Below are 19,519 nucleotides of genomic sequence, written 5' to 3' on the forward strand. Positions count from 1 at the left end.
TTAAAAGCGTTATTTTCACCCGATAAAGTCCCCATCAAACAAGAGGAAGCTTAAATGAGCTTCCTCTTGTAAAAATTGTGGGACAGCAGTGGGCCTTAGCCTCTTTTTTTCAAGCCTGAAATCTATGCCTCTGTCGGATTAGTCAATTCCGTCATTGGCCAGCGTGGTGTGGTGGTCACCGCCAAGCCATCATGCTGCCCTGCTTTTAAACGCTGATAGCCCGCAAAAGCAATCATTGCACCATTGTCTGTACAGAGTGCAGGTTCAGCATAATAAACAGATGCACGGATCTTGGCTAAATCTGCTTCTAAACGCTCACGTAAACGCTTATTGGCACTGACACCGCCCGCAATCACCAGACGTTTAAGCCCCGTTTGCTTCAATGCTTTCACCGACTTTTTCACCAGAGTATCGACAATGGCTTCCTGAAAACTGGCAGCGATGTCGGCATCGCGGTTTTCATCACCCAGTTTTTTCATCTGTACAGAAACTGCGGTTTTTAGACCACTGAATGAGAATTCCAGACCTTGATGCAGCATTGGGCGTGGGAATGCAAATGCATTTGGATCGCCCTGTTCCGCCAATTTAGAGATATTCGGACCGCCCGGATATGGCAAGCCCATCATTTTCGCGACTTTATCAAAGGCTTCGCCTGCCGCATCATCAATGGATTCACCGAGCAATTCATACTGGCCAATGCCATAAGCAGCCATGAGCTGAGAATGTCCACCCGATACCAATAATGCAACAAATGGAAACTCAGGCGGAGTTTCTGACAACAAAGGTGCCAGCATATGACCTTCCATATGATGCACACCAATTGCGGGTTTATTCAGTGCAAAGGCCAAAGTACGACCAAACAATGCGCCTGTCATGAGTGCGCCCATCAGACCCGGGCCACGGGTATATGCGACTGCATCAATTTCTGATTTTTTCACGCCGCTCTGTTCAAGCAGCTCATTGATGAGTGGAATCAGTTTACGCACATGATCACGTGACGCCAGCTCTGGAACTACACCGCCATATTCTGCATGCAGTTTAATCTGGCTATAAAGCACCTGTCCGCGCAAACCCAACTCGCTGTCATACAGCGCAAGTCCTGTTTCATCACACGACGTTTCCAAGCCTAAAACGATCATTAAACTGCCCATAACCTGTATCAATTCTATTGCAGCAACTATTATAGACTTGTGGTATGAGATGTAAATGAGTAAAATACTGACCTTCACTTGTGATTGAGGGCAATTCAGCCCGAGATCTTACCCTAACTGATATGAGGATTCTTCATGCCACAAGTTAAATTGAAAGAAGGCGAACCAGTAGACGTAGCTATCCGTCGTTTCAAACGTTCATGCGAAAAAGCGGGTGTTCTTGCTGACGTACGTAAGCGTGAATTCTACGAGAAACCAACTCAAGAACGTAAGCGCAAAAAAGCTGCTGCTGTTAAACGCTACCAAAAGAAATTGGCGCGTGAATCAGTACGTACGACTCGCCTTTACTAAGATTAATTTGTGATTGATTGCCTGGAATAAATAATGACGACTTTAAAAGACCAAATCACGGATGTTTTGAAAGCAACAATGCGTGCCAAAGAAATGTCCAAGCTGACGGTCATTCGTAGTCTACAGGCAGCAATTAAGCAAATCGAAGTCGATGAGCGCAAAGAACTTGACGACGCTCAGGTTCTTGCGGTCATTGAAAAACAAATTAAACAACGTAAAGAATCGGTTAAAGCCTTTGCAGGCGCTGGCCGAGATGATTTAGCTAGTAAGGAACAAGCCGAAATTGAGATTTTGTCTCAGTTTCTACCAGAAGCTATGACTGAGGAAGAACTTGATTCCATGATTGCGCAAGCTATTGCAGCGCAACAAGCTACTAGCATGAAAGATATGGGTAAGGTGATGAATTCTCTGCGTCCGCTCATAGCCGGGCGCGCCGATCCTGCACAAGTTTCCGCCAAAATCAAAGCGCAACTTGCTTAATCCATACTCTCTAGCATTTTCTCTTTAACGTTGAACTGCCTTTAATCAAAGACAGTTCCTGACGTATTCTCATTGCAAATTACAATCGACCTGATAACGCTTAAGTAATTGCATCTCTTTCGACGATTTCACTTCTACAATTACATCCCGTTTACTCATATTTTGAAACTGACGATCCAGATAAGGACGATTCTGGTCAGCGGCCTGATATAAACGATCAACATAACGTCCTACAATTCCACAAAATTTTGCATTCTGCTCAGGACTAAATCCCTGTTGCTGCGGATTTAAACCACTTAAAAACTGACGCGATTCCTTTTTATAATCCGCATTAATTCGTTCTATTGCTTCTACATATTCAACTGCACTCGCAGCAAAAACCCCATAACTCCACCCCAGTAGACACACGCCCAATAGTATTTTTTTCATATTATGCTTCAGTTTGATTCACGCTGATCTTTCAAAAATATTGTAGCCTGATTGAATATATTCTTGCTATATCATCCTGATACAAAAACTTAAAACCCAGTTCAGCTTTAAATCTTATATTGATGTGCCTGCTGCATCTGCTTCAGACGCTGGCGAATAGTTGACGATAAAGATTGATTATTCTTTACGCTACGCTGTGCATGTAATAATGATTTGATCGCAGTTTCTTCATACCCTGACCAATATTCTACTTCTGCACGATAGCGCAGCACATTAGCAGCCTTGATCGGCGAATCCGGCTCTACATTGGCAGCAAGCTGCATCAGTCGCCAGCCACTCACATCCCGTGAATTGGCATTTAAAAATCGCTGCACTAAAATTTTTGCCTGATCAGGTTGCTTGGCACGAATCAACACTTCTGCATATTTATAATTGAGCGCTCGATTCTCCGGCATGATCCGCGCTGCTGACGCTACACTTTTCAAGGCAGCATCAAGCTGGTTCTGCGCTAAATAAATATCGGTCTGAAATAAAACCTGCAAAGGATGCATCTGATTATGCTTTTTTGCTCGATTTAAAGTAGCCTGCGCGGCCTGAAAATCACTTTGCTGTATTTGATAGGCAGTTAAGGCAAGCTGGCCTGCAAAATTATTTTGCCGGTCCATCAGGATAAGCTGCTCTGCATTGGTCTGACCAGACAATACCCTGCTATACCACTTGATAATTTCAAAGTCTTGATCATTGAGATTGCGTTTCACCGCAGGAAGCTGGTTGGCACGTAAACGCGCTTCACTCATACGCTCTGTGGTGAGTGGATGAGTGAACCAGAAATCTGGCAGAAAGCTCAATCGGCTGGTCGAGCGATGCATGACCTCAAAGAAGTCTGCCATGCTATGCGGGTTATAGCCAGAACGGTACATATACTGCATCCCGATCCGGTCTGCTTCGCGCTCCTGATTACGACTATAGGTGAGCTGTTTATCTAGAAGTGCTGCCTGTGAACCCATCATGACCGCTGTGCCGACATCACCATCTGCCTGAGAAGCGACCAAAACACCGACGAGAATTCCGGCTAGCGCCAGTAAACCTTGCCCTTTAAAGGCATCCCGAGAGCGACTGTAATGACGTTGTGTGACATGTGCAATTTCATGTGCCATGACTCCTGCCACTTCATCCATGTTTCGGGCTGAATTAATCAGACCAGCATTAAGTGCAAAGAGGCCACCCGGTACGGCGAAAGCATTAATTTGCGGATCATTAATGACCAACAAACCGATCGGCTGTTGCAATTGAGTTTGACTCAGAATATGAGAAAATACTGAAAGCAGCTGATCTTCAAGCCATGGATTTTGCATCACTGGCATTTGTTTATGCACTTCACGATAGACTTTTTCACCGATCATTTTTTCTTTTTGTTGATCGAGTAAGCCGACACCTGTACCAATATCAGGCACAGAAAATTGTACATTTACTTGATTAAAATCATGGTTAGAGCTGTGCCCTGCCACCATATACAGACTTAAGCCACACACCAGCGCCAATCGTTTCAATGAAAAATCTCTAATCCTGCCAATCTAATCTGTCTTGAATATAGCATTGAACCATGAGCAGAGACGCAAGAAAATGTTATTTTTTAATACCATTGAAACGACGAATCAGATGCATTTTAAAACTCTGGATTGACCGCATAACGGGGCAATCGTCCTTCTAAAGCATCGACCAGATTCTGATAAGCCAGTTCTGCCATTTTTTTACGGGTTGCTGCAGTGGCCGAACCCACATGTGGCAATGTAACCACATTGTCCAACTGGAATAATTCCGATTCTTTTAATGGCTCTTTCTGATACACATCCAGACCGGCAGCAAAAATCTGCTTGGCTTTTAAAGCTTCAACTAATGCTTGTTCATCAATGACCGAGCCACGTGAAATATTGACCAATACCGCATGAGGTTGCATTTTCGTCAATTCCGCTGCTGCAATCAGGGCTTTGGAATCCGTATTCAAATCTACTGCAACGACCACAAAGTCAGAACGCTGTAACAGCTCATCAAGCTGGCAATATTGCGCATTCAATCCTTGAGCGAGTTCTGGTTTTTCCCGGCGATTATGATACAGAATATTCATGTTAAAACCGTAAAAACCACGACGTGCGATTGCCGCCCCAATATGACCGAGACCAATAATTCCGAGGGTTTTTCCAAAAATATCCATACCAAATTGTGCTTCGCCCACGGTACGCTGCCATTGTCCCTGCTTGGTCCATTGATCCAGGTAGGCCACTTTGCGTGCTGCTGACATCAGTAAAGTGAAAGCCAGGTCAGCAGTGGTTTCAGTCAGTACATGCGGCGTATTGCTCAGATAAATTTTCTTTTCATTTAAATAATCCAGTTCATAGTTGTCATAACCGACACTGACACTGGAGATAATTTTTAATCGGGTGGCACTGGCCAGATTATCACGATTCAGCAAACGCCCTGCGCCAATCATGCCATCGGCATCCTGAACCTGCTGCAAAAGCTGTTGATTCACATCACCCAGCTTGGGTTGTATGTAGCTCACCTGATAATTTTGTTCCAGCTTGTTTTGAATATCAGGATCAATTTGACTAAATACAACCACTTTTTGTTTCATCTATTTCTATTCCACAGCAAGATTATTCCAGACTGGCAGTCCTATTTTGCATAAACTGCCATAAACGTTTTTTTAGAATCGGCTGATCCAGCATTTCTTGTAAAGATGCCAACTGGATCATTTTCGTATTTGATATATGCGCTACAGGCCCGAGGAAAATAATATTTTTCTCTGCACTCATTCCATCCAGAAAACCCTGAATATAGGATTCTACACCACGTCCATCCTGAACATTGGCCCAGGGAAATGGCCAGTTCAGCTCATGAAACTCACCTGGGACTGCACGCTGGATATTGCCCCATAAATTCTGGGTGTCTTCGGTCATTGCAGTTGCATCAATCACGATACTGCAATGTGCCAGACTTAAAGCCTGCAAACTGAATGGCGGGATTTGTACGATTTCACGCTGTTCCTGAACAGGTGCAATGTGAGTCGGTGCCGCAGGTGGTGTATCAACCTTAAGCGTAACAATTGGCTCTGGCTCAGGAATCGGCAGATCAGCCAACGCCTCTACGGAAGCAGGCTGAGGCAAGACGATATCGGTGTGAAATTCAGGTGCAGCCTGATCACGCCAGATCGAAACCTGGTGCGGCTGACATGCGCTGTCCCTAGGAATCCAGAGATCGATTCCTAATGTTGCCAGTATGTCACGCTGATGCCCAATCATCTTTTCATCATCACCAATTTCAGGCTGAACATTTTAGCCGGATTGCCTGTGCTTTGCCGAACTTTTTCAGCTTTTCTTTTTTATCCTGATGGATTCTAGTACAAAGTTTAGCTGTCTGCTAAAAACCGTGCTTTTAATACACCATCAAACCATTTCTGCTGTTATAACAGATTCCGGCTAAAGCTGCGCGTTCTCATTTATTTTCTACAGAATGGTTAAACTGTTCTTCTTTAACATTTGCTGAACGACCTGTTCTGCCTCAAAACCCAAGCGCCAATACAACAGCTCCATCACGTCCAACTCATCCTGTGTCACGATACGATCACTCCACAAACAGGCCTCTGCAATACCTAAAATACTGAGGCGATCACGCAATAACAGCCCCGCAATATCATTCAGGATTTCTGCCAGATCAATCGGCTCATCAGAAATTTCATTATATAAGTCCAGTTCCTGAGCGGTCAGAATCCGGTTTAAAATCCGCTCCCGCACCTCAAGCTGGTTGCCGCTATTAATCTGCTGTACATGCAGCAAGGCGTCGATCAAACGCACAATCTGTGGCTTGACCTCATCGAGTGCTGTAGGCGTATGTGCAGGAAGCAAATTCAGTTCGTATTTCACACATTCCAGTAATAATGCATCTAACAGGCCAATTTCGCCATCTTCCTGAATAATCCGTGCCAGCTTCATCAAAAACTGGCGTGCAACAGTTGTCGGCATGCCACCAATATTGTTACAAGCTTGCTGGAAAATCGAGATATGCACCCGCCCGTCCAGATTGAGCAATGAATCTACAATGGCACGGCTAACTTCAGCCTCAGTCGGAATAAATTCACGATATTGACGGATCATTAAAATGGCGACCATCACTTCACGAGAACCAGTTGCGGTTTGTAATGCACGCTCAATCAGTTCCGGACGTGGCATCTTGAGCCGAAGTTCCGGATTCAGTGGTTTGATCGCATCTTTAATCGCAAAACTGATCGGAGACAGCCGCAATAATGGCAAAGGCTGTGGCGAGCTCCAGCTCATTGCAGTTTCAGGCACCACTTCTTCTAAAGAACGGAACAAACTAAACAAAGGCTGATTTTTGAGTTTTTTCAGATTCTCAAGCTGTAAGTCCTGAATCAAGGCAGGATTTAATTCATAAATCCGCTGATTGATATGGGGATGAATATTCAGCCAGTTTTGTGGGCTCAAGGAATTGGCAAAGCACATATGTGAAATGGATTCAGCATATTCACTATAAATCTGGGAGCCAGAATGATGCACATGGATTCTGAGTAAAGTCTGAATATTGGCATCATTTTGAATCAGGCGTCGGGTCTTTCGATCATTTTCATAGGTCCGACCACCCAGTGAAATATATTTAATAAAACGGGAAATCAAAACACCCAAACTACCAATCAGCCAGATCACCGCACCGACTGCAACATAGAAAGTTTCAAACTTATTTTCACGCGGACTACCCGCTCGATAAAAACCGGACTTGGCAATCTTACTGCCACACTGACTAAACGTGGTTAAACTGCTATACAGGATTTTCAGGCGGGTATTTTCCGCAGCTTCACCAGAGAGAATTTTATTGAATTCATGGCTGAGCAAGCCATACAGCTCAACTTTATCCAGTGTTTGTATCGCACCCCAAGTCAGGATAATTGCGGTATCCCGCGGACTAAAACCTGCCGTCAATGCATTGACACCAACTTCATCGGGCAGCACATATACCGCCGGAACATCAATCAGAAAAGTCTCTGCCAGCTGCTGGTTAATGTGCAGTGCAGCACTTTCTTCTGGAATACTGTCCATCGGACTCAACCGACGCGCACCCAACTGCTTCGCCAGTGAATAACCACCATTCCGAAAAATATAAAACTCGTAGATGACCGAGATCATCATGGCACATAACAACAAAGCAATCAGGTAAGGACTCAGCGCATGCCAGAAGATTGACTGGCTAGGATCAGTATAAAAAACAAAGAGACCAACAACGGTATTAATAATAAAAATAGTCAACAGAATTGCAATCAGGCAAAAACTTACAGGCAGTACTATATTTTTGTTTTTTATAAAATCGTATCCTACGTTTCGCAATGCAGAATCCTAAAATGATGATTTTCAATGGGCTCATCATAAAACAAAAAAGCGGGAAATTCCCGCTTTTTCATGATGATTTTAACTACTTAGACTTCGCGTACGCCGGTCAAATCCACTGAAGCTGCATCAATATTGACATCAATATAATTGCTTTCTTTCATGGCACTGTCACTACGTTTTTGCTGAAGATCATCCAGATATTGCGCATCAATACCGCCCGAAACATAGATGCCATCAAAGACTGAACAATCAAAGTCTTTGACATCCGGTACTTTGGTGGTTCTTACCGCATCTTTCAAATCTTCCAGATCCTGGAAAATCAGACGGTCAGCACCAATAATTTCACGGATTTCTTCTACGCTACGTTCCGATGCAATCAGCTCAGATTTCGCCGGCATATCAATACCGTAAACGTTTGGATATTTCACCATCGGTGCTGCAGACGCAAAGAATACTTTTTTCGCGCCAGAATCACGAGCCATCTGGATAATTTCATTACAGGTCGTACCACGGACAATCGAGTCATCCACCAACAGTACGTTTTTACCTTTAAACTCAAGCTCAACCGGGTTGAGTTTCTGACGTACCGATTTTTTACGCAGCTGCTGTCCCGGCATAATAAAGGTACGGCCGATATAGCGGTTTTTCATGAAACCTTCACGGAATTTCACACCCAGCATATTGGCAAGTTCTAGCGCTGAAGTACGTGAAGTATCCGGAATCGGAATCACCACATCAATATCATGCTCTTCACCCCACTCACGCAGAATTTTTTGCGCCAGTTTCTCACCCATTTTTAAACGTGCTTTATACACCGAGATTCCATCAATAATGGCATCTGGACGGGCAAAATAAACGTATTCAAAAATACAAGGACGATATTCGGCATTTACGGCACATTGCTTGGTAAAGAAATTACCTTCTAAATCAATAAATACCGCTTCACCTGGCAGAATATCACGCTCAACTTTAAAGCCCAGCGCAGTAATCGCAACAGATTCAGAAGCAATAATATATTCCATACCCTGTTCAGTTTCACGTGAACCGTAGATCAATGGACGAATACCATTTGGATCACGGAAGCCCACCAGACCCTGACCGGTAATCATCGCCACCACGCCATAAGCACCTTTGCAACGCTCATGCACACGTGTTACCGCATGGAAAATATCTTCCGACGTTGGCACCAGTTTGCCATGTTTTTGCAGTTCATGCGCAAACACGTTTAACAGGACTTCTGAATCAGAATCAGTGTTCATATGACGCAAGTCAGTTTTGAACAGGTCATCATGAATTTCTTCGGCATTGGTCAGGTTACCATTATGTGCCAAGGTAATCCCGTACGGCGAGTTCACATAAAACGGCTGTGCTTCAGCACTGCTCGATGAACCGGCTGTTGGATAACGCACATGACCAATACCGTAATTTCCTTTCAAAGCACGCATATGACGGGTATGGAATACATCACGCACCATACCATTGTCTTTGCGCAGGAATAAACGTCCTTCATCACATGTCACGATCCCAGCTGCATCTTGTCCACGATGTTGTAACATCGTTAATGCATCAAACAACATTTGGTTAACGGGTGATTTACCAGCTATACCAACTACTCCACACATAGCAACCTCGCAGACAAGCTAGGATTAATAAAAAGGATTATTTGTAGACTCATCTGCAGCTCCAGACTTGGACGATGTTTCAGATGATGAAGCTGAAGGTTTCGATGTCCCTTCAGGCTTGATATGTTGTAGTGCGCCATTCGCGGCTTCTTTCGACATTTGAGTCGCCCAAGGTGCATAAGGCAATAAGGCTTGAATAAACTTGGACTGTTTCCAGTGAGGTGAGCTTTCTACCCACGGGCCAATTCCCTGCATGGTAATCAGAACAATCAGCAAACCTTTCAGGCTACCAAAGACACCACCCGCCAGACGGTTGAGAGGGCCCAGTTTAAGACTCTTTAAAATACGGTTCAACAGTGCAGTAACGATCCAGGTCAGAACTACAATCAGCAGGACGATAAAAGCGAAGGCCGCAATCTTTTGTACGACTGGATCTGTACTCAGAGCAACCATAGACGGCGCAAGTAGCGTTGAATATTTTGCCGCAACAATCAGGGCAAAGATCCATCCCACTAAGTTCGCAAAGGCTTTAATAAATCCTTGACGCAAACCGTTGAGCCCTCCAATGAGCAAGATAATCAGTAGAAAGATATCAATGGCATTCATAGGATTTAAAGTGCGTCTACACAATCTTTTACAAGTTTAGGTCCAGTATAGATGAGGCCACTATAAACTTGTACAAGGCTGGCGCCTGCCTGTTTCTTGGCAGCAGCATCTGCACCTGAAAGAATACCACCCACACCAATCAATGGAATTTGTCCTTTTAATACCGCAGCAAATGCAGCCAGACATGCGGTACTTTTCTCAAATACTGGCGCGCCAGACAAACCACCTGCTTCCTCTGCATGCTCCAGACCCTCTACACCTTCACGTGACAGTGTGGTATTGGTCACAATCAGGCCATCAATCTTGAATTGCAATAATTGCTTGGCAATAAAGGCAATATCGCTGTTATCCAGATCAGGCGCCACTTTCAGTACCAAAGGTACATAATGCTGGTATTCCTGAGCCAATTCAAGCTGACGCTTCTTCAGTGTTTCCAGCAGTTCGGTGAGTGCATCACCACTTTGCAGGCTGCGCAGGTTTTTGGTATTGGGAGAAGAAATGTTGACGGTAATATAAGAAGCATAATTATAGACTTTTTCTAAACAGATGAGGTAATCATCTACTGCTTTTTCTACCGGAGTATCAGCGTTTTTACCGATATTAATACCGAGAATGCCTTTAAATTTGGCCGCTTTGACATTTTCAACCAGCTGATCCACGCCATCATTATTAAAGCCCATACGGTTAATAATGGCTTTGGCCTGTGGCAAACGGAATAAACGCGGATGAGGATTGCCAGCTTGCGGTCGCGGGGTAATGGTACCAATTTCAATAAAACCAAAACCTTGACCGGCAAGGGCGTCAATATAGGCACCATTTTTGTCCAAACCTGCCGCAAGACCTACCGGATTGGGAAATTCGATTCCCATACAGGTCACAGGTTTCGCAGCAACGTTTTGACGCATCAAGCCCATTTTATGGGATGATTTCAATAGTGATAATGTCAGCTCATGTGCACGCTCTGGTGCTAAAGAAAACAACAAAGGGCGGGCTAGAGAATACAACATATCCAGAAAAGTCTACTGCTTTTTAAGTCGGCATATTATAGGCATAGGCTGACAAAAAAACCATGCTTTGCAAATCTTTATTTTTACCGTTTATTGTATGGTCGCCGTTAATTTAATCTGTCCTGCCTCATTATTTAGTTCCATTTTCTCGATACTTAGCCCCATTTGTGCCAGCTGAGTCAGGAAATTTGCCAGTACTGCATAATTTTCATGCATGACCGCCAATTGAATTTTTCCTTCCATTTGCTGGGAAGCCACCGACAATCCTTGCTGCTGTGCGACTCGCTGTACTTTCTCCGCTGCATCCAGTTGGGTGTCCCCAGCCGGTTTCATGGTTACTGCATTACTTTGCATCCAAACAATGGTATCTTTCATCTGATTTAAGCGTTTTTGCTGGGTATCTGCCGCCTGATGCATATACCAGAGTGCAGAACCGACTGCCGCCACAATCACAAAAACAGTGGTAAAAATCACCATTACCCGTTCACGTACCGACAAGCTGTCCAGATAATCACTCAGTTTTTCAAAAGACTGATCCATACGATTTTGTAGCGCTTCAATGCCTTTCATTATTGAATCCTCACCAGTCCGATCGCAGCTGTTCCGCTGGCCTGAATATTCCCCAGCTCCACCTTAAAGCCTTGCTGGCTTAATTGTGTGGTCAGTGCATTTAACGTTTCTGATGAATTGGCCTTAAGCTCCATACTTAACACAGAAGCATCATAATTCACCCGTTGTGCCACAATCTGATTTTGCATCAAGACAGGCCCCACCCGACTAATCAGCTGTAATGCATGCGTATCTGCGATCTGGCTTTGACGCAACTGCCCTTCAAACTGACTTTTGATATTCTGCTCAGTGACCGGATAATTTTGTCCAAACCAATATTTAAACTGGTCAATGGCTTGCGCGGCGGTCTGATTTGCCACTTTCTTATATTGATACCAGCGCACAGCATCATAACTAAACTGCAATACCCAAATACCCAGAAAAACTGCCGCGCAGGCTTTCCAGTAGCCGGAAATAGCGCCATCGGATTTTGCTTTAGGCAATATATTAAACGGATGCTGTTTTGGTTTTTTCAGTACAGGAATACCATATTGGAAAGATTCCAGTTGCTCCTGAGTGATGAACGCTTCAAGACTACGCAACTGCTCCTGATTCAGATTGCTCACCTTATAGCTGAGATCCTTGGGCTGATAATCCAGATAAAGGCTTAGATCATCCAGCGACTGGCCGATATATTCCGACTCGCGCACCAGCAAACGTCCACCGATTTGCGCAATCACACGCTGATTGGCATCAGGAACCGGCAGCACCAAAAAGTCCGGCAATAAAGCTGCCAGCTTGACTGGGATCAGGCTTAAAGCATGTTGCAAGGTCTCAAGCGTAGAATTCGCAACCCCCATAATGCTGATCTGATCCGGCTGCTGAAAATGATGTAGCACTTTCATAGCATCTACCGGCAGCACCACGTATTCTTCAAGCAAATATTTAATGCCATCATTGCCCATTTTCTTATATTGGCTCTTGGGCAAGGTCTGCTGCAAAATTTGCACATGACGGCTAGGAAAAAACACCACCGCCTCTTCGCCATGATGAGCCTGTATATCCTGAATCAGCTGCTCAAGTGTGTGCGCAGTGTTCCAGAACTCCCCAGTTGACCATTGCCAAACCCCATTGGCTTCAGGCATCCATAAATACAACATCGATTGTGTTCTGCCGTTTTAATTAATTTTTTATAGTGTAGGAATAAAGCTTTTTATCTGTGTGGATAAGCCAGGTGCAATCACCGCCTGATCATAAATACGTGCTTCTGCCAATGCATAGGGATGAAAAGATTCAGCCAGCAGAATGGAAGACATATGGGCCACCACATTCATATGACACACCACTGCAATCGACTCATAAGGCAGTTGCGATAACCATTCCACTGCGACTTTGGCATCATCATCCGGTTTGATCGTATTACAGATCACCACCGGCACATCTTTAAAATACTGCTGCAAATGTGCCAGAGTTTCCTGTGCACGCAATAACGGACTGACCACAAACACTTCAGGCTTAATCATCTCTTTCAAAAACTGTGCAGTTTGCTCAGCCTGTTGATGACCACGCTCCGTTAAAGGTCGCTTGGTATCATTACCATTGATCGGTGGCGCGGCCTCGCCATGTCGAACTAAAGTTAGTTGCATTTGATTTCCTTATATTCTTTTGCCTGCATGATATATAGCGGATATGACATTTCGCAGACAGTCCCTGTGTTATAGATCAGACTTGATGATGTGGCAAGACAAATTCAACATCACTGCGATGACCGTTTTTCATCAATGACAAGGCAATATTGAGTGGTGGCGCACCTTCAAAAATCACATCATACAAGGCCGAGGTAATCGGCATATATACATCGAGCTCTTCCGAACGTGCCTTGACCTGCACAATGGTATTAATCCCTTCTGCCGTTTGCCCCAATTCAGTCGTTGCCTGCTCCAAGGTTTTACCTTTGCCAAGTGCATAACCCACCTGATAATTACGGCTGAGCGGACTGCTACAGGTTGCGAACAAATCACCCACACCTGAAAGCCCAAGGAAAGTCAGCGGATTAGCACCGAGTTTTACTGCAAAACGGCTCATTTCGGCCAAAGCACGGGTCAGGATCATACTCTTGGTATTTTCACCCACGTTATACGCAGCAGCCATGCCCATCGCGACAGCATAGATATTTTTTAATGCGCCCCCGAGTTCTACCCCATGCACATCATCACTGGCGAATACGCGGAACAAGGCACTATGTAGGGCTTGTTGTACGGCATAACGCACCAGCTCGGACTGGCTGGCAATCACGGTTCCTGCCGGCTGTCCTGCCACAATTTCCTTGGCCAGATTCGGTCCTGATAACACACCATAAGGCACTTCAGGCAACACTTCACGAATAATATCGCTCATGAAACTAAAGGTTTTGGCTTCAATACCCTTGGTCAGCGAGATCACGGCTTGCGATGTAATAAAAGGTTTGATTTGCTGCAAGACATCCCGGAAAGAATGGCTCGGAATAGCGACTAAAATAATATCTCGATCACGCACAGCCTGTTCTAGTTCTGACACCGCCAGCAGATTTTCTTCTAACTTAAAATCTGGCAAATAGCGTTTATTGATATGCGTGACATTAATATCTGCCGCAACTGCTTCATCACGAATCCAGATCATGGTATTGCAACCATTACGCACTGCAGTATTGGCCATTGCAGTACCGAAGCTGCCCCCACCCAATACCGTGACTCTTAAAGCTGCCTTATGATCAACTGCAACCGGTTCTACCAGTTTTGAGAAATTTAATTCTGACATCTTATTTTTTAATATCCTGTTATACCCTGCAAACTAGCTGTTCTGGTTCCAATAACTGACAAAATCACCGGTTTGAATCTCTGCGCGTGCTGGAATTGCTTTTGCTGCAGTGCCAATATAAATAATACCTGAGACCAGATCATCTTTTGAAATTCCCAATGCCTGCTTAAACAGGCCAGACTCGACTACAGCACCGCTACGCCACATGGTCGAGAAACCCTGAACCTGAAGTGACAACAGAAAATTCTGAATGGCTGCGCCTGAACTCAGGATTTGTTCAAAATGCGGAACTTTAGGATGATCCTGCAAACGCGTTAAGGCAAGCACCAATAAAGGCGCACGAAATGGATGATTCTTGACCCGCTCAATCTGCGCTGTTTCAGTTTCACCCAAATCGACGAGCGCCTGCGACAGCAACCCTCCAAAAGCTTCACGCTGATTATCTGGAACCACCACAAATGTGGTCGGCTTGAGCCGATGATGATCGGGTGCAGTTAATGCCGCTTGAAAGGCTCTTTCCAGTTGTTCTGCATTGGGTGCGGGTGCCAGCAGATGACCAATCGATTGCCGTTGGTGAATATTTTGATGAACGATGTCAATCGCAGATTCCGTCATTGCCTTGTATATCTACACTTAAAAAACCATACTCAAGATTAGCATATTCAAAGAAAAATACGCTAGAAACTTCATAGCGATTCAGCACGCTCATCACAATTTGAAGATAAAGTTGCTTGGTTTTTCAATCCTGTGCTGCTCTATTTTTCACCTAACTCACATAGAGCTATACCAAAAATTGCCAAACCTATACAACAGCTACAAAATCTGCGCTGCTTGCTGTGTTGAAATATTCAGCATCGTATTTACTTGAGATTTCATGATGAAAAAAACAATCGCTTTCAGCGGATTAGCTATTTCCGCATTATTGCTTACTGCTTGTGCCTCAAACCCGACTGCATTGGCAGTGCAAAAGGAAAATAACCAGTACGAAGTGACCGGATTAGGTAAAAATCAACTGACCTCGAAAAACAACGCGATTACTGCGGCCAATAAAGCCTGTGGCTCTCGATCAACCCCAATTATTGTGGATGAAAAGACAGCTTATAACGGCGCTTTAAAAGGCGTGGTCGATGAACAAACAGGTCAGATGATTCAGGCAGCGGCTACCGTTCTCGGGAATATCGCAGGTACCAATACCGGTTTAAACCAGAATGATGATTATCAGACAGTGCTTACATTTCGCTGTCAGGCCAAATAAGCCTTAAACCACAGCGCAATAAAAAACCGCTCTTCAAGAGCGGTTTTTCTATGGTCTGGATTAGCAGTAACCTTCCAGGCGGGTCAAAGGCAATTTTTGCCCAATGGCTTTTTCAATTTCTGGCAGATAGAACGCATCATCTTCTGCAAGGAAACTGATACTCACACCACTGGTTCCCGCACGACCGGTACGGCCAATACGATGCACATAATCATCCGACTGTTCCGGCAAGGTGAAGTTCACTACATGCGATACACCATCAACATGGATGCCACGACCTGCAACATCTGTTGCAATCATGATGTTATGTTTACCATTTTTGAACTGGTCCAGCATTTTCAGGCGTTTGTCCTGAGCAATTTCGCCCGACAACATCACCACCTTATAACCATCACGTTTTAAATGATCATAAAGTTTGCGCACCTGATCACGACGGTTGGCAAAAATCATGACTTTTTCAATCGGCTCATCACGCAGAATTTCTTGCAACAATTTATATTTGTCCGCCTTGGCAACCATATAAACCCGTTGTTCGACATCGGCATTGGTTTTCTTTTCCGGTTCAATTTCAACTGTGACCGGTTCAAATAACCATTGTTGTGCAAGATTCAGCACATCGTAGCTGAAAGTTGCAGAGAACATTAAAGTCTGACGTTGTTCTTTACGCGGCGAGAAACGCACAATGCGCTTTACTGAAGGAATAAAGCCCATATCTAGTAAGCGGTCGGCTTCATCAATGACCAAAAATTCAATCTGATCCAGCCAGACTTCTTTTTGTTCTACAAAATCGATCAAACGACCCGGTGTAGCCACCATAATATCGACAGGCGCTTTATTAAGCTGGTTCTTTTGCTTGTCAAAATCCACACCACCCAGCAAGGTCACCACATTGAGACCAGCATATTTCGCCAGATCCTGTGCATCGCTTTCGATCTGTAACGCCAGTTCACGGGTCGGTGCCAAAATCAGCGCACGTGGCTCACCACGATAGCGTTGTTCCTGAATCGGATTATTTAAGAGATCATTCATGATACTAATTAAAAAGGCAGCAGTTTTGCCTGTACCTGTCTGTGCACGGCCAATGGCATCATGTCCTGCCAGCGTGAATTTCAAAACCTTCTGCTGGATAGGCGTCATGGTGGTAAAGCCTAAAGCATCAATCGCTTTTTTTAGATTGGGATGTAAATTTAAGGTTTCAAAACCAGATGACATAAAGCGGTGCTCTAATTGGGTAATCACTAAGATAGGGATAGTATAAACAAAAAACGCCCCAAGTTATATTGGAGCGTTTTCTTTTTAGCTTAATCCGAAGATTAGTCTAATGGTTGAACTTCTTCAGCTTGAAAGCCTTTTTGGCCTTTAACAACACTGAATTCAACACGTTGGCCGTCACGAAGTGAACGGTGACCGTCACCTTGGATAGCACGGAAATGAACGAATACGTCATCGCCGCCATTACGTTGAATAAAGCCGAAGCCTTTAGTATCGTTAAACCACTTAACTACGCCTTGTTCGCGAGCAGCTGTCATAAGTTAATCCTCATTGAAACTAAAAGAAGGACCACCCGGTGTTGCAAACAGCAGAGCAAACAAGTTTGAAAATATTATTTTTAAGCTTGTAATCATTCTGTAAAACTATCAACAAAATCCCGGTTACATCCATTTATGTAATAGGGTGAAAAACAATCACTTTGTTTATTCAAAGTCCCAAATACGCAACGAGCTTAACATGGGTTTATCACAATTAATAGATTTTTTTTAGCATGTTCTGTTTGATTTAGTTATTTTTTTCATGAAAATTGTCAAAAGACTTTATAAAGTCATTTAGATCTTCTTTTTCTGAAACCAGTTTGGTTCTGGCATCATATTTGCTACTATTTATAGCCTTTTCTGCTATCTAAATAAAACCGCAATGTCCGAATATCCAGCGCAATTCAGCCTTATAGACGCTATGGGAAAACCGTGCCCGATGCCGCTATTAATGTTAAAGCGCGCACTAAAGGCCGGAAATCAGAAAACATTCCTGCTGAAATCATCTGATCCGCATAGCCAGACAGATGTCAGCCGCTATTGTCAGCTGCATCAGCTCAAGCTTGAATTTAAAAAAATTTCTGATACAGAGTTTCACTACTTAATTGAATCTTAAAAAATTTCAATTAAACTGTTGATCCTCACTTTCGTATACTTTTTTACATTTCTCTACCCAAATATCCATTATTTGTGGAGAGATTGGATTAAGATAAAACCTAGTTTAGGGTTATCCCGCACTTCAAGGAGAACACATGAGTGACAGCCGCAATCAGTTGATGCCCCTGTCATTATCGGCGCCAGGTGTCAACCTCGGTGCTTATATCAGCACTGTCAATCAGATTCCGATTTTAACAGCCGAACAAGAAAAAGAGTTGGCTGAACGCTATTACTATGACCAAGATTTAGATGCAGCGAAAATGCTGGTCATGTCGCACTTGCGTTTTGTGGTACATATTGCGCGTAGTTATGCAGGTTATGGTCTGCCACAAGGTGACCTGATTCAGGAAGGCAACCTGGGTCTGATGAAAGCTGTGAAACGTTTTGACCCGAATATGGGCGTACGTTTGGTGTCATTTGCCGTGCACTGGATCAAGGCGGAAATTCACGAATACGTGATCCGTAACTGGCGTATCGTGAAAATCGCCACCACTAAAGCGCAACGTAAACTGTTCTTTAATCTGCGCAGCCTGAAGAAATCATCGAAAAAGTTGACGCTCGCAGAAGCACAGTCTATTGCCAATGATTTAAATGTCACACCAGAACAAGTACTGGAAATGGAAGGCCGTCTGACGGCGTATGATGCGGCTTTTGATGCATCAAGCGATGACGATGATGAAGGTTCCACCCATGTGGCACCAGCGTTATATCTTGAAGATAATCGTTATGACCCGGCTCGTCTGATTGAAAATGAAGACTATGAGGAGCAAAGCACCTCTGCCCTGCATGAAGCCATGGATCAGCTAGATGATCGTTCACGTAATATCTTGCAGCGTCGCTGGCTAGATGATGAGAAATCGACCCTGCATGAGCTTGCAGCCGAATATAATGTTTCTGCGGAACGTATTCGTCAGCTGGAAAAAAATGCCATGGAAAAAATTAAAGTGGCGATGTCATCCAATTAACACCAAATTCTGTTACTGATTTACCTCGAAAAAGCCTTCTTTGATGAAGGCTTTTTTATGTCCACATTTTGAATTTATGCTAAGGTTGAGCACAAACTTTATCAGGAAGATCAATTCAAATGTGGATTGCGATTTCAGCACTTAATTTGGCACTTGCAGTCATGCTCGGTGCTTTTGGTGCACATGGTTTAAAAGCGCGGGCGACTGAAGCACAGCTCGGCTGGTGGCAAACGGCAACGGATTATTTTTTCTATCATGCCTTAGGACTACTGATTCTTTCTTTAATGGCGAAAGTCATCCCTGCATTGCCCATTCAATGGAGCTTCGGTCTGATTCAGGTCGGCATTTTACTGTTTTCTGGCTCACTGTATATCATGGCCTTAGGATTACCCCGCGGTTTAGGTGCTATTACGCCCATCGGCGGGGCTTTAATGATTGCCGGATGGTTAATTCTGGCCTGGAATGCTTTAAAATACGCCAGATAAGTTTGAACAACACTTAATCATGGAGGGTTGCTAGAATGATGATTTACATCAATGGCGAACAACAGGAAACTCACTGCAAGAATCTGCTGGAACTGATTCAGAGTATGGCGCTTGAGGGTAAGCGTTTTGCAGTTGAAGTCAATGAAATGATTATTCCTAAAAGCAGATTGGGCGATACGCCAATTTGCGATACAGACAAAATAGAAATTATTCACGCGGTCGGTGGCGGCTAATACTCGGG

General features: G+C 44.1%; 23 protein-coding genes. 7 read left to right on the forward strand and 16 right to left on the reverse strand.

Annotation, left to right across the window (positions count from 1 at the left end):
* Positions 1 to 122 precede the first annotated feature (122 nt).
* Positions 123 to 1,139 carry a tRNA (adenosine(37)-N6)-threonylcarbamoyltransferase complex transferase subunit TsaD gene (gene tsaD / locus NI469_RS01965; RefSeq protein ID WP_004280030.1) on the reverse strand — a complete coding sequence of 339 codons (1,017 nt, stop codon included), beginning with the start codon at positions 1,137 to 1,139 and terminating at the stop codon, positions 123 to 125.
* A gap of 147 nt (positions 1,140 to 1,286) precedes the next feature.
* On the opposite strand from tsaD, the gene rpsU reads away from it, so the two are divergent.
* A complete protein-coding gene (rpsU, locus tag NI469_RS01970) occupies positions 1,287 to 1,502 on the forward strand; it encodes a 30S ribosomal protein S21 (RefSeq protein WP_001136722.1) in 216 nt (71 codons plus the stop codon).
* A 33-nt stretch (positions 1,503 to 1,535) separates the two neighbouring features.
* The gene (locus NI469_RS01975) at positions 1,536 to 1,982 is read left to right on the forward strand and encodes a GatB/YqeY domain-containing protein (RefSeq protein ID WP_004280076.1); all 447 of its coding nucleotides are present in this window, start codon (positions 1,536 to 1,538) and stop codon (positions 1,980 to 1,982) included.
* 69 nt (positions 1,983 to 2,051) lie between these two features.
* Here the strand turns inward: NI469_RS01975 and NI469_RS01980 are convergent, their stop codons facing one another.
* From NI469_RS01980 to NI469_RS02040, 13 genes are all read right to left on the reverse strand, one after another.
* Positions 2,052 to 2,411 (reverse strand): hypothetical protein, encoded by a 360-nt coding sequence (locus tag NI469_RS01980; protein ID WP_005107293.1) that lies wholly within the window; start codon positions 2,409 to 2,411, stop codon positions 2,052 to 2,054.
* A gap of 107 nt (positions 2,412 to 2,518) precedes the next feature.
* Positions 2,519 to 3,961, reverse strand: coding sequence for a M48 family metalloprotease (locus tag NI469_RS01985; RefSeq protein ID WP_253174307.1), 1,443 nt, complete (start codon positions 3,959 to 3,961; stop codon positions 2,519 to 2,521).
* Positions 3,962 to 4,077: 116 nt separating this feature from the next.
* Positions 4,078 to 5,043: a 2-hydroxyacid dehydrogenase gene (locus tag NI469_RS01990; RefSeq protein ID WP_253174309.1), complete on the reverse strand. Its 966-nt coding sequence runs from the start codon at positions 5,041 to 5,043 to the stop codon at positions 4,078 to 4,080.
* A gap of 22 nt (positions 5,044 to 5,065) precedes the next feature.
* Positions 5,066 to 5,710 (reverse strand): hypothetical protein, encoded by a 645-nt coding sequence (locus tag NI469_RS01995; RefSeq protein ID WP_253174311.1) that lies wholly within the window; start codon positions 5,708 to 5,710, stop codon positions 5,066 to 5,068.
* A 204-nt stretch (positions 5,711 to 5,914) separates the two neighbouring features.
* Positions 5,915 to 7,804: a M48 family metalloprotease gene (locus NI469_RS02000; RefSeq protein WP_253174313.1), complete on the reverse strand. Its 1,890-nt coding sequence runs from the start codon at positions 7,802 to 7,804 to the stop codon at positions 5,915 to 5,917.
* A gap of 89 nt (positions 7,805 to 7,893) precedes the next feature.
* Positions 7,894 to 9,429, reverse strand: coding sequence for an amidophosphoribosyltransferase (purF, locus tag NI469_RS02005; protein ID WP_180038885.1), 1,536 nt, complete (start codon positions 9,427 to 9,429; stop codon positions 7,894 to 7,896).
* Between the two features lie 24 nt (positions 9,430 to 9,453).
* Positions 9,454 to 10,035 carry a CvpA family protein gene (locus NI469_RS02010; RefSeq protein WP_005246742.1) on the reverse strand — a complete coding sequence of 194 codons (582 nt, stop codon included), beginning with the start codon at positions 10,033 to 10,035 and terminating at the stop codon, positions 9,454 to 9,456.
* A 5-nt stretch (positions 10,036 to 10,040) separates the two neighbouring features.
* On the reverse strand, positions 10,041 to 11,042 hold the full coding sequence (locus NI469_RS02015; protein WP_004729961.1) for a quinone-dependent dihydroorotate dehydrogenase: 1,002 nt from the start codon (positions 11,040 to 11,042) through the stop codon (positions 10,041 to 10,043).
* 90 nt (positions 11,043 to 11,132) lie between these two features.
* Positions 11,133 to 11,612, reverse strand: coding sequence for a type II secretion system protein GspM (gene gspM / locus NI469_RS02020; protein ID WP_253174315.1), 480 nt, complete (start codon positions 11,610 to 11,612; stop codon positions 11,133 to 11,135).
* Positions 11,612 to 12,751: a type II secretion system protein GspL gene (gene gspL, locus NI469_RS02025; protein WP_253174316.1), complete on the reverse strand. Its 1,140-nt coding sequence runs from the start codon at positions 12,749 to 12,751 to the stop codon at positions 11,612 to 11,614. Before gspL ends, gspM begins: the two co-directional genes overlap by 1 nt.
* A gap of 30 nt (positions 12,752 to 12,781) precedes the next feature.
* Positions 12,782 to 13,237 carry a phosphohistidine phosphatase SixA gene (gene sixA / locus NI469_RS02030; protein WP_253174317.1) on the reverse strand — a complete coding sequence of 152 codons (456 nt, stop codon included), beginning with the start codon at positions 13,235 to 13,237 and terminating at the stop codon, positions 12,782 to 12,784.
* A gap of 76 nt (positions 13,238 to 13,313) precedes the next feature.
* Positions 13,314 to 14,387 carry an NAD(P)H-dependent glycerol-3-phosphate dehydrogenase gene (locus tag NI469_RS02035; RefSeq protein ID WP_253174319.1) on the reverse strand — a complete coding sequence of 358 codons (1,074 nt, stop codon included), beginning with the start codon at positions 14,385 to 14,387 and terminating at the stop codon, positions 13,314 to 13,316.
* Positions 14,388 to 14,420: 33 nt separating this feature from the next.
* Positions 14,421 to 15,002, reverse strand: a complete 582-nt coding sequence (locus tag NI469_RS02040) for a nitroreductase family protein (RefSeq protein ID WP_044112675.1) — start codon at positions 15,000 to 15,002, stop codon at positions 14,421 to 14,423.
* A 259-nt stretch (positions 15,003 to 15,261) separates the two neighbouring features.
* On the opposite strand from NI469_RS02040, the gene NI469_RS02045 reads away from it, so the two are divergent.
* Positions 15,262 to 15,642, forward strand: a complete 381-nt coding sequence (locus NI469_RS02045) for a hypothetical protein (protein WP_004646604.1) — start codon at positions 15,262 to 15,264, stop codon at positions 15,640 to 15,642.
* Between the two features lie 60 nt (positions 15,643 to 15,702).
* Here the strand turns inward: NI469_RS02045 and rhlB are convergent, their stop codons facing one another.
* Both rhlB and NI469_RS02055 read right to left on the reverse strand, forming a co-directional pair.
* Positions 15,703 to 16,854, reverse strand: coding sequence for an ATP-dependent RNA helicase RhlB (gene rhlB, locus NI469_RS02050; RefSeq protein ID WP_004280098.1), 1,152 nt, complete (start codon positions 16,852 to 16,854; stop codon positions 15,703 to 15,705).
* 101 nt (positions 16,855 to 16,955) lie between these two features.
* Positions 16,956 to 17,171 carry a cold-shock protein gene (locus tag NI469_RS02055; RefSeq protein WP_004280099.1) on the reverse strand — a complete coding sequence of 72 codons (216 nt, stop codon included), beginning with the start codon at positions 17,169 to 17,171 and terminating at the stop codon, positions 16,956 to 16,958.
* Positions 17,172 to 17,553: 382 nt separating this feature from the next.
* On the opposite strand from NI469_RS02055, the gene NI469_RS02060 reads away from it, so the two are divergent.
* From NI469_RS02060 to thiS, 4 genes are all read left to right on the forward strand, one after another.
* A complete protein-coding gene (locus tag NI469_RS02060) occupies positions 17,554 to 17,787 on the forward strand; it encodes a sulfurtransferase TusA family protein (protein WP_004280100.1) in 234 nt (77 codons plus the stop codon).
* Positions 17,788 to 17,923: 136 nt separating this feature from the next.
* On the forward strand, positions 17,924 to 18,793 hold the full coding sequence (gene rpoH, locus NI469_RS02065; protein WP_004280101.1) for an RNA polymerase sigma factor RpoH: 870 nt from the start codon (positions 17,924 to 17,926) through the stop codon (positions 18,791 to 18,793).
* 119 nt (positions 18,794 to 18,912) lie between these two features.
* On the forward strand, positions 18,913 to 19,278 hold the full coding sequence (locus NI469_RS02070) for a DUF423 domain-containing protein (RefSeq protein WP_253174320.1): 366 nt from the start codon (positions 18,913 to 18,915) through the stop codon (positions 19,276 to 19,278).
* 35 nt (positions 19,279 to 19,313) lie between these two features.
* A complete protein-coding gene (thiS, locus tag NI469_RS02075; protein ID WP_004280105.1) occupies positions 19,314 to 19,511 on the forward strand; it encodes a sulfur carrier protein ThiS in 198 nt (65 codons plus the stop codon).
* The last annotated feature ends 8 nt before the right edge of the window (positions 19,512 to 19,519 follow it).

The sequence above is a fragment of the Acinetobacter lwoffii genome (genome assembly GCF_024129735.1).
Classification (GTDB): domain Bacteria; phylum Pseudomonadota; class Gammaproteobacteria; order Pseudomonadales; family Moraxellaceae; genus Acinetobacter; species Acinetobacter lwoffii_H.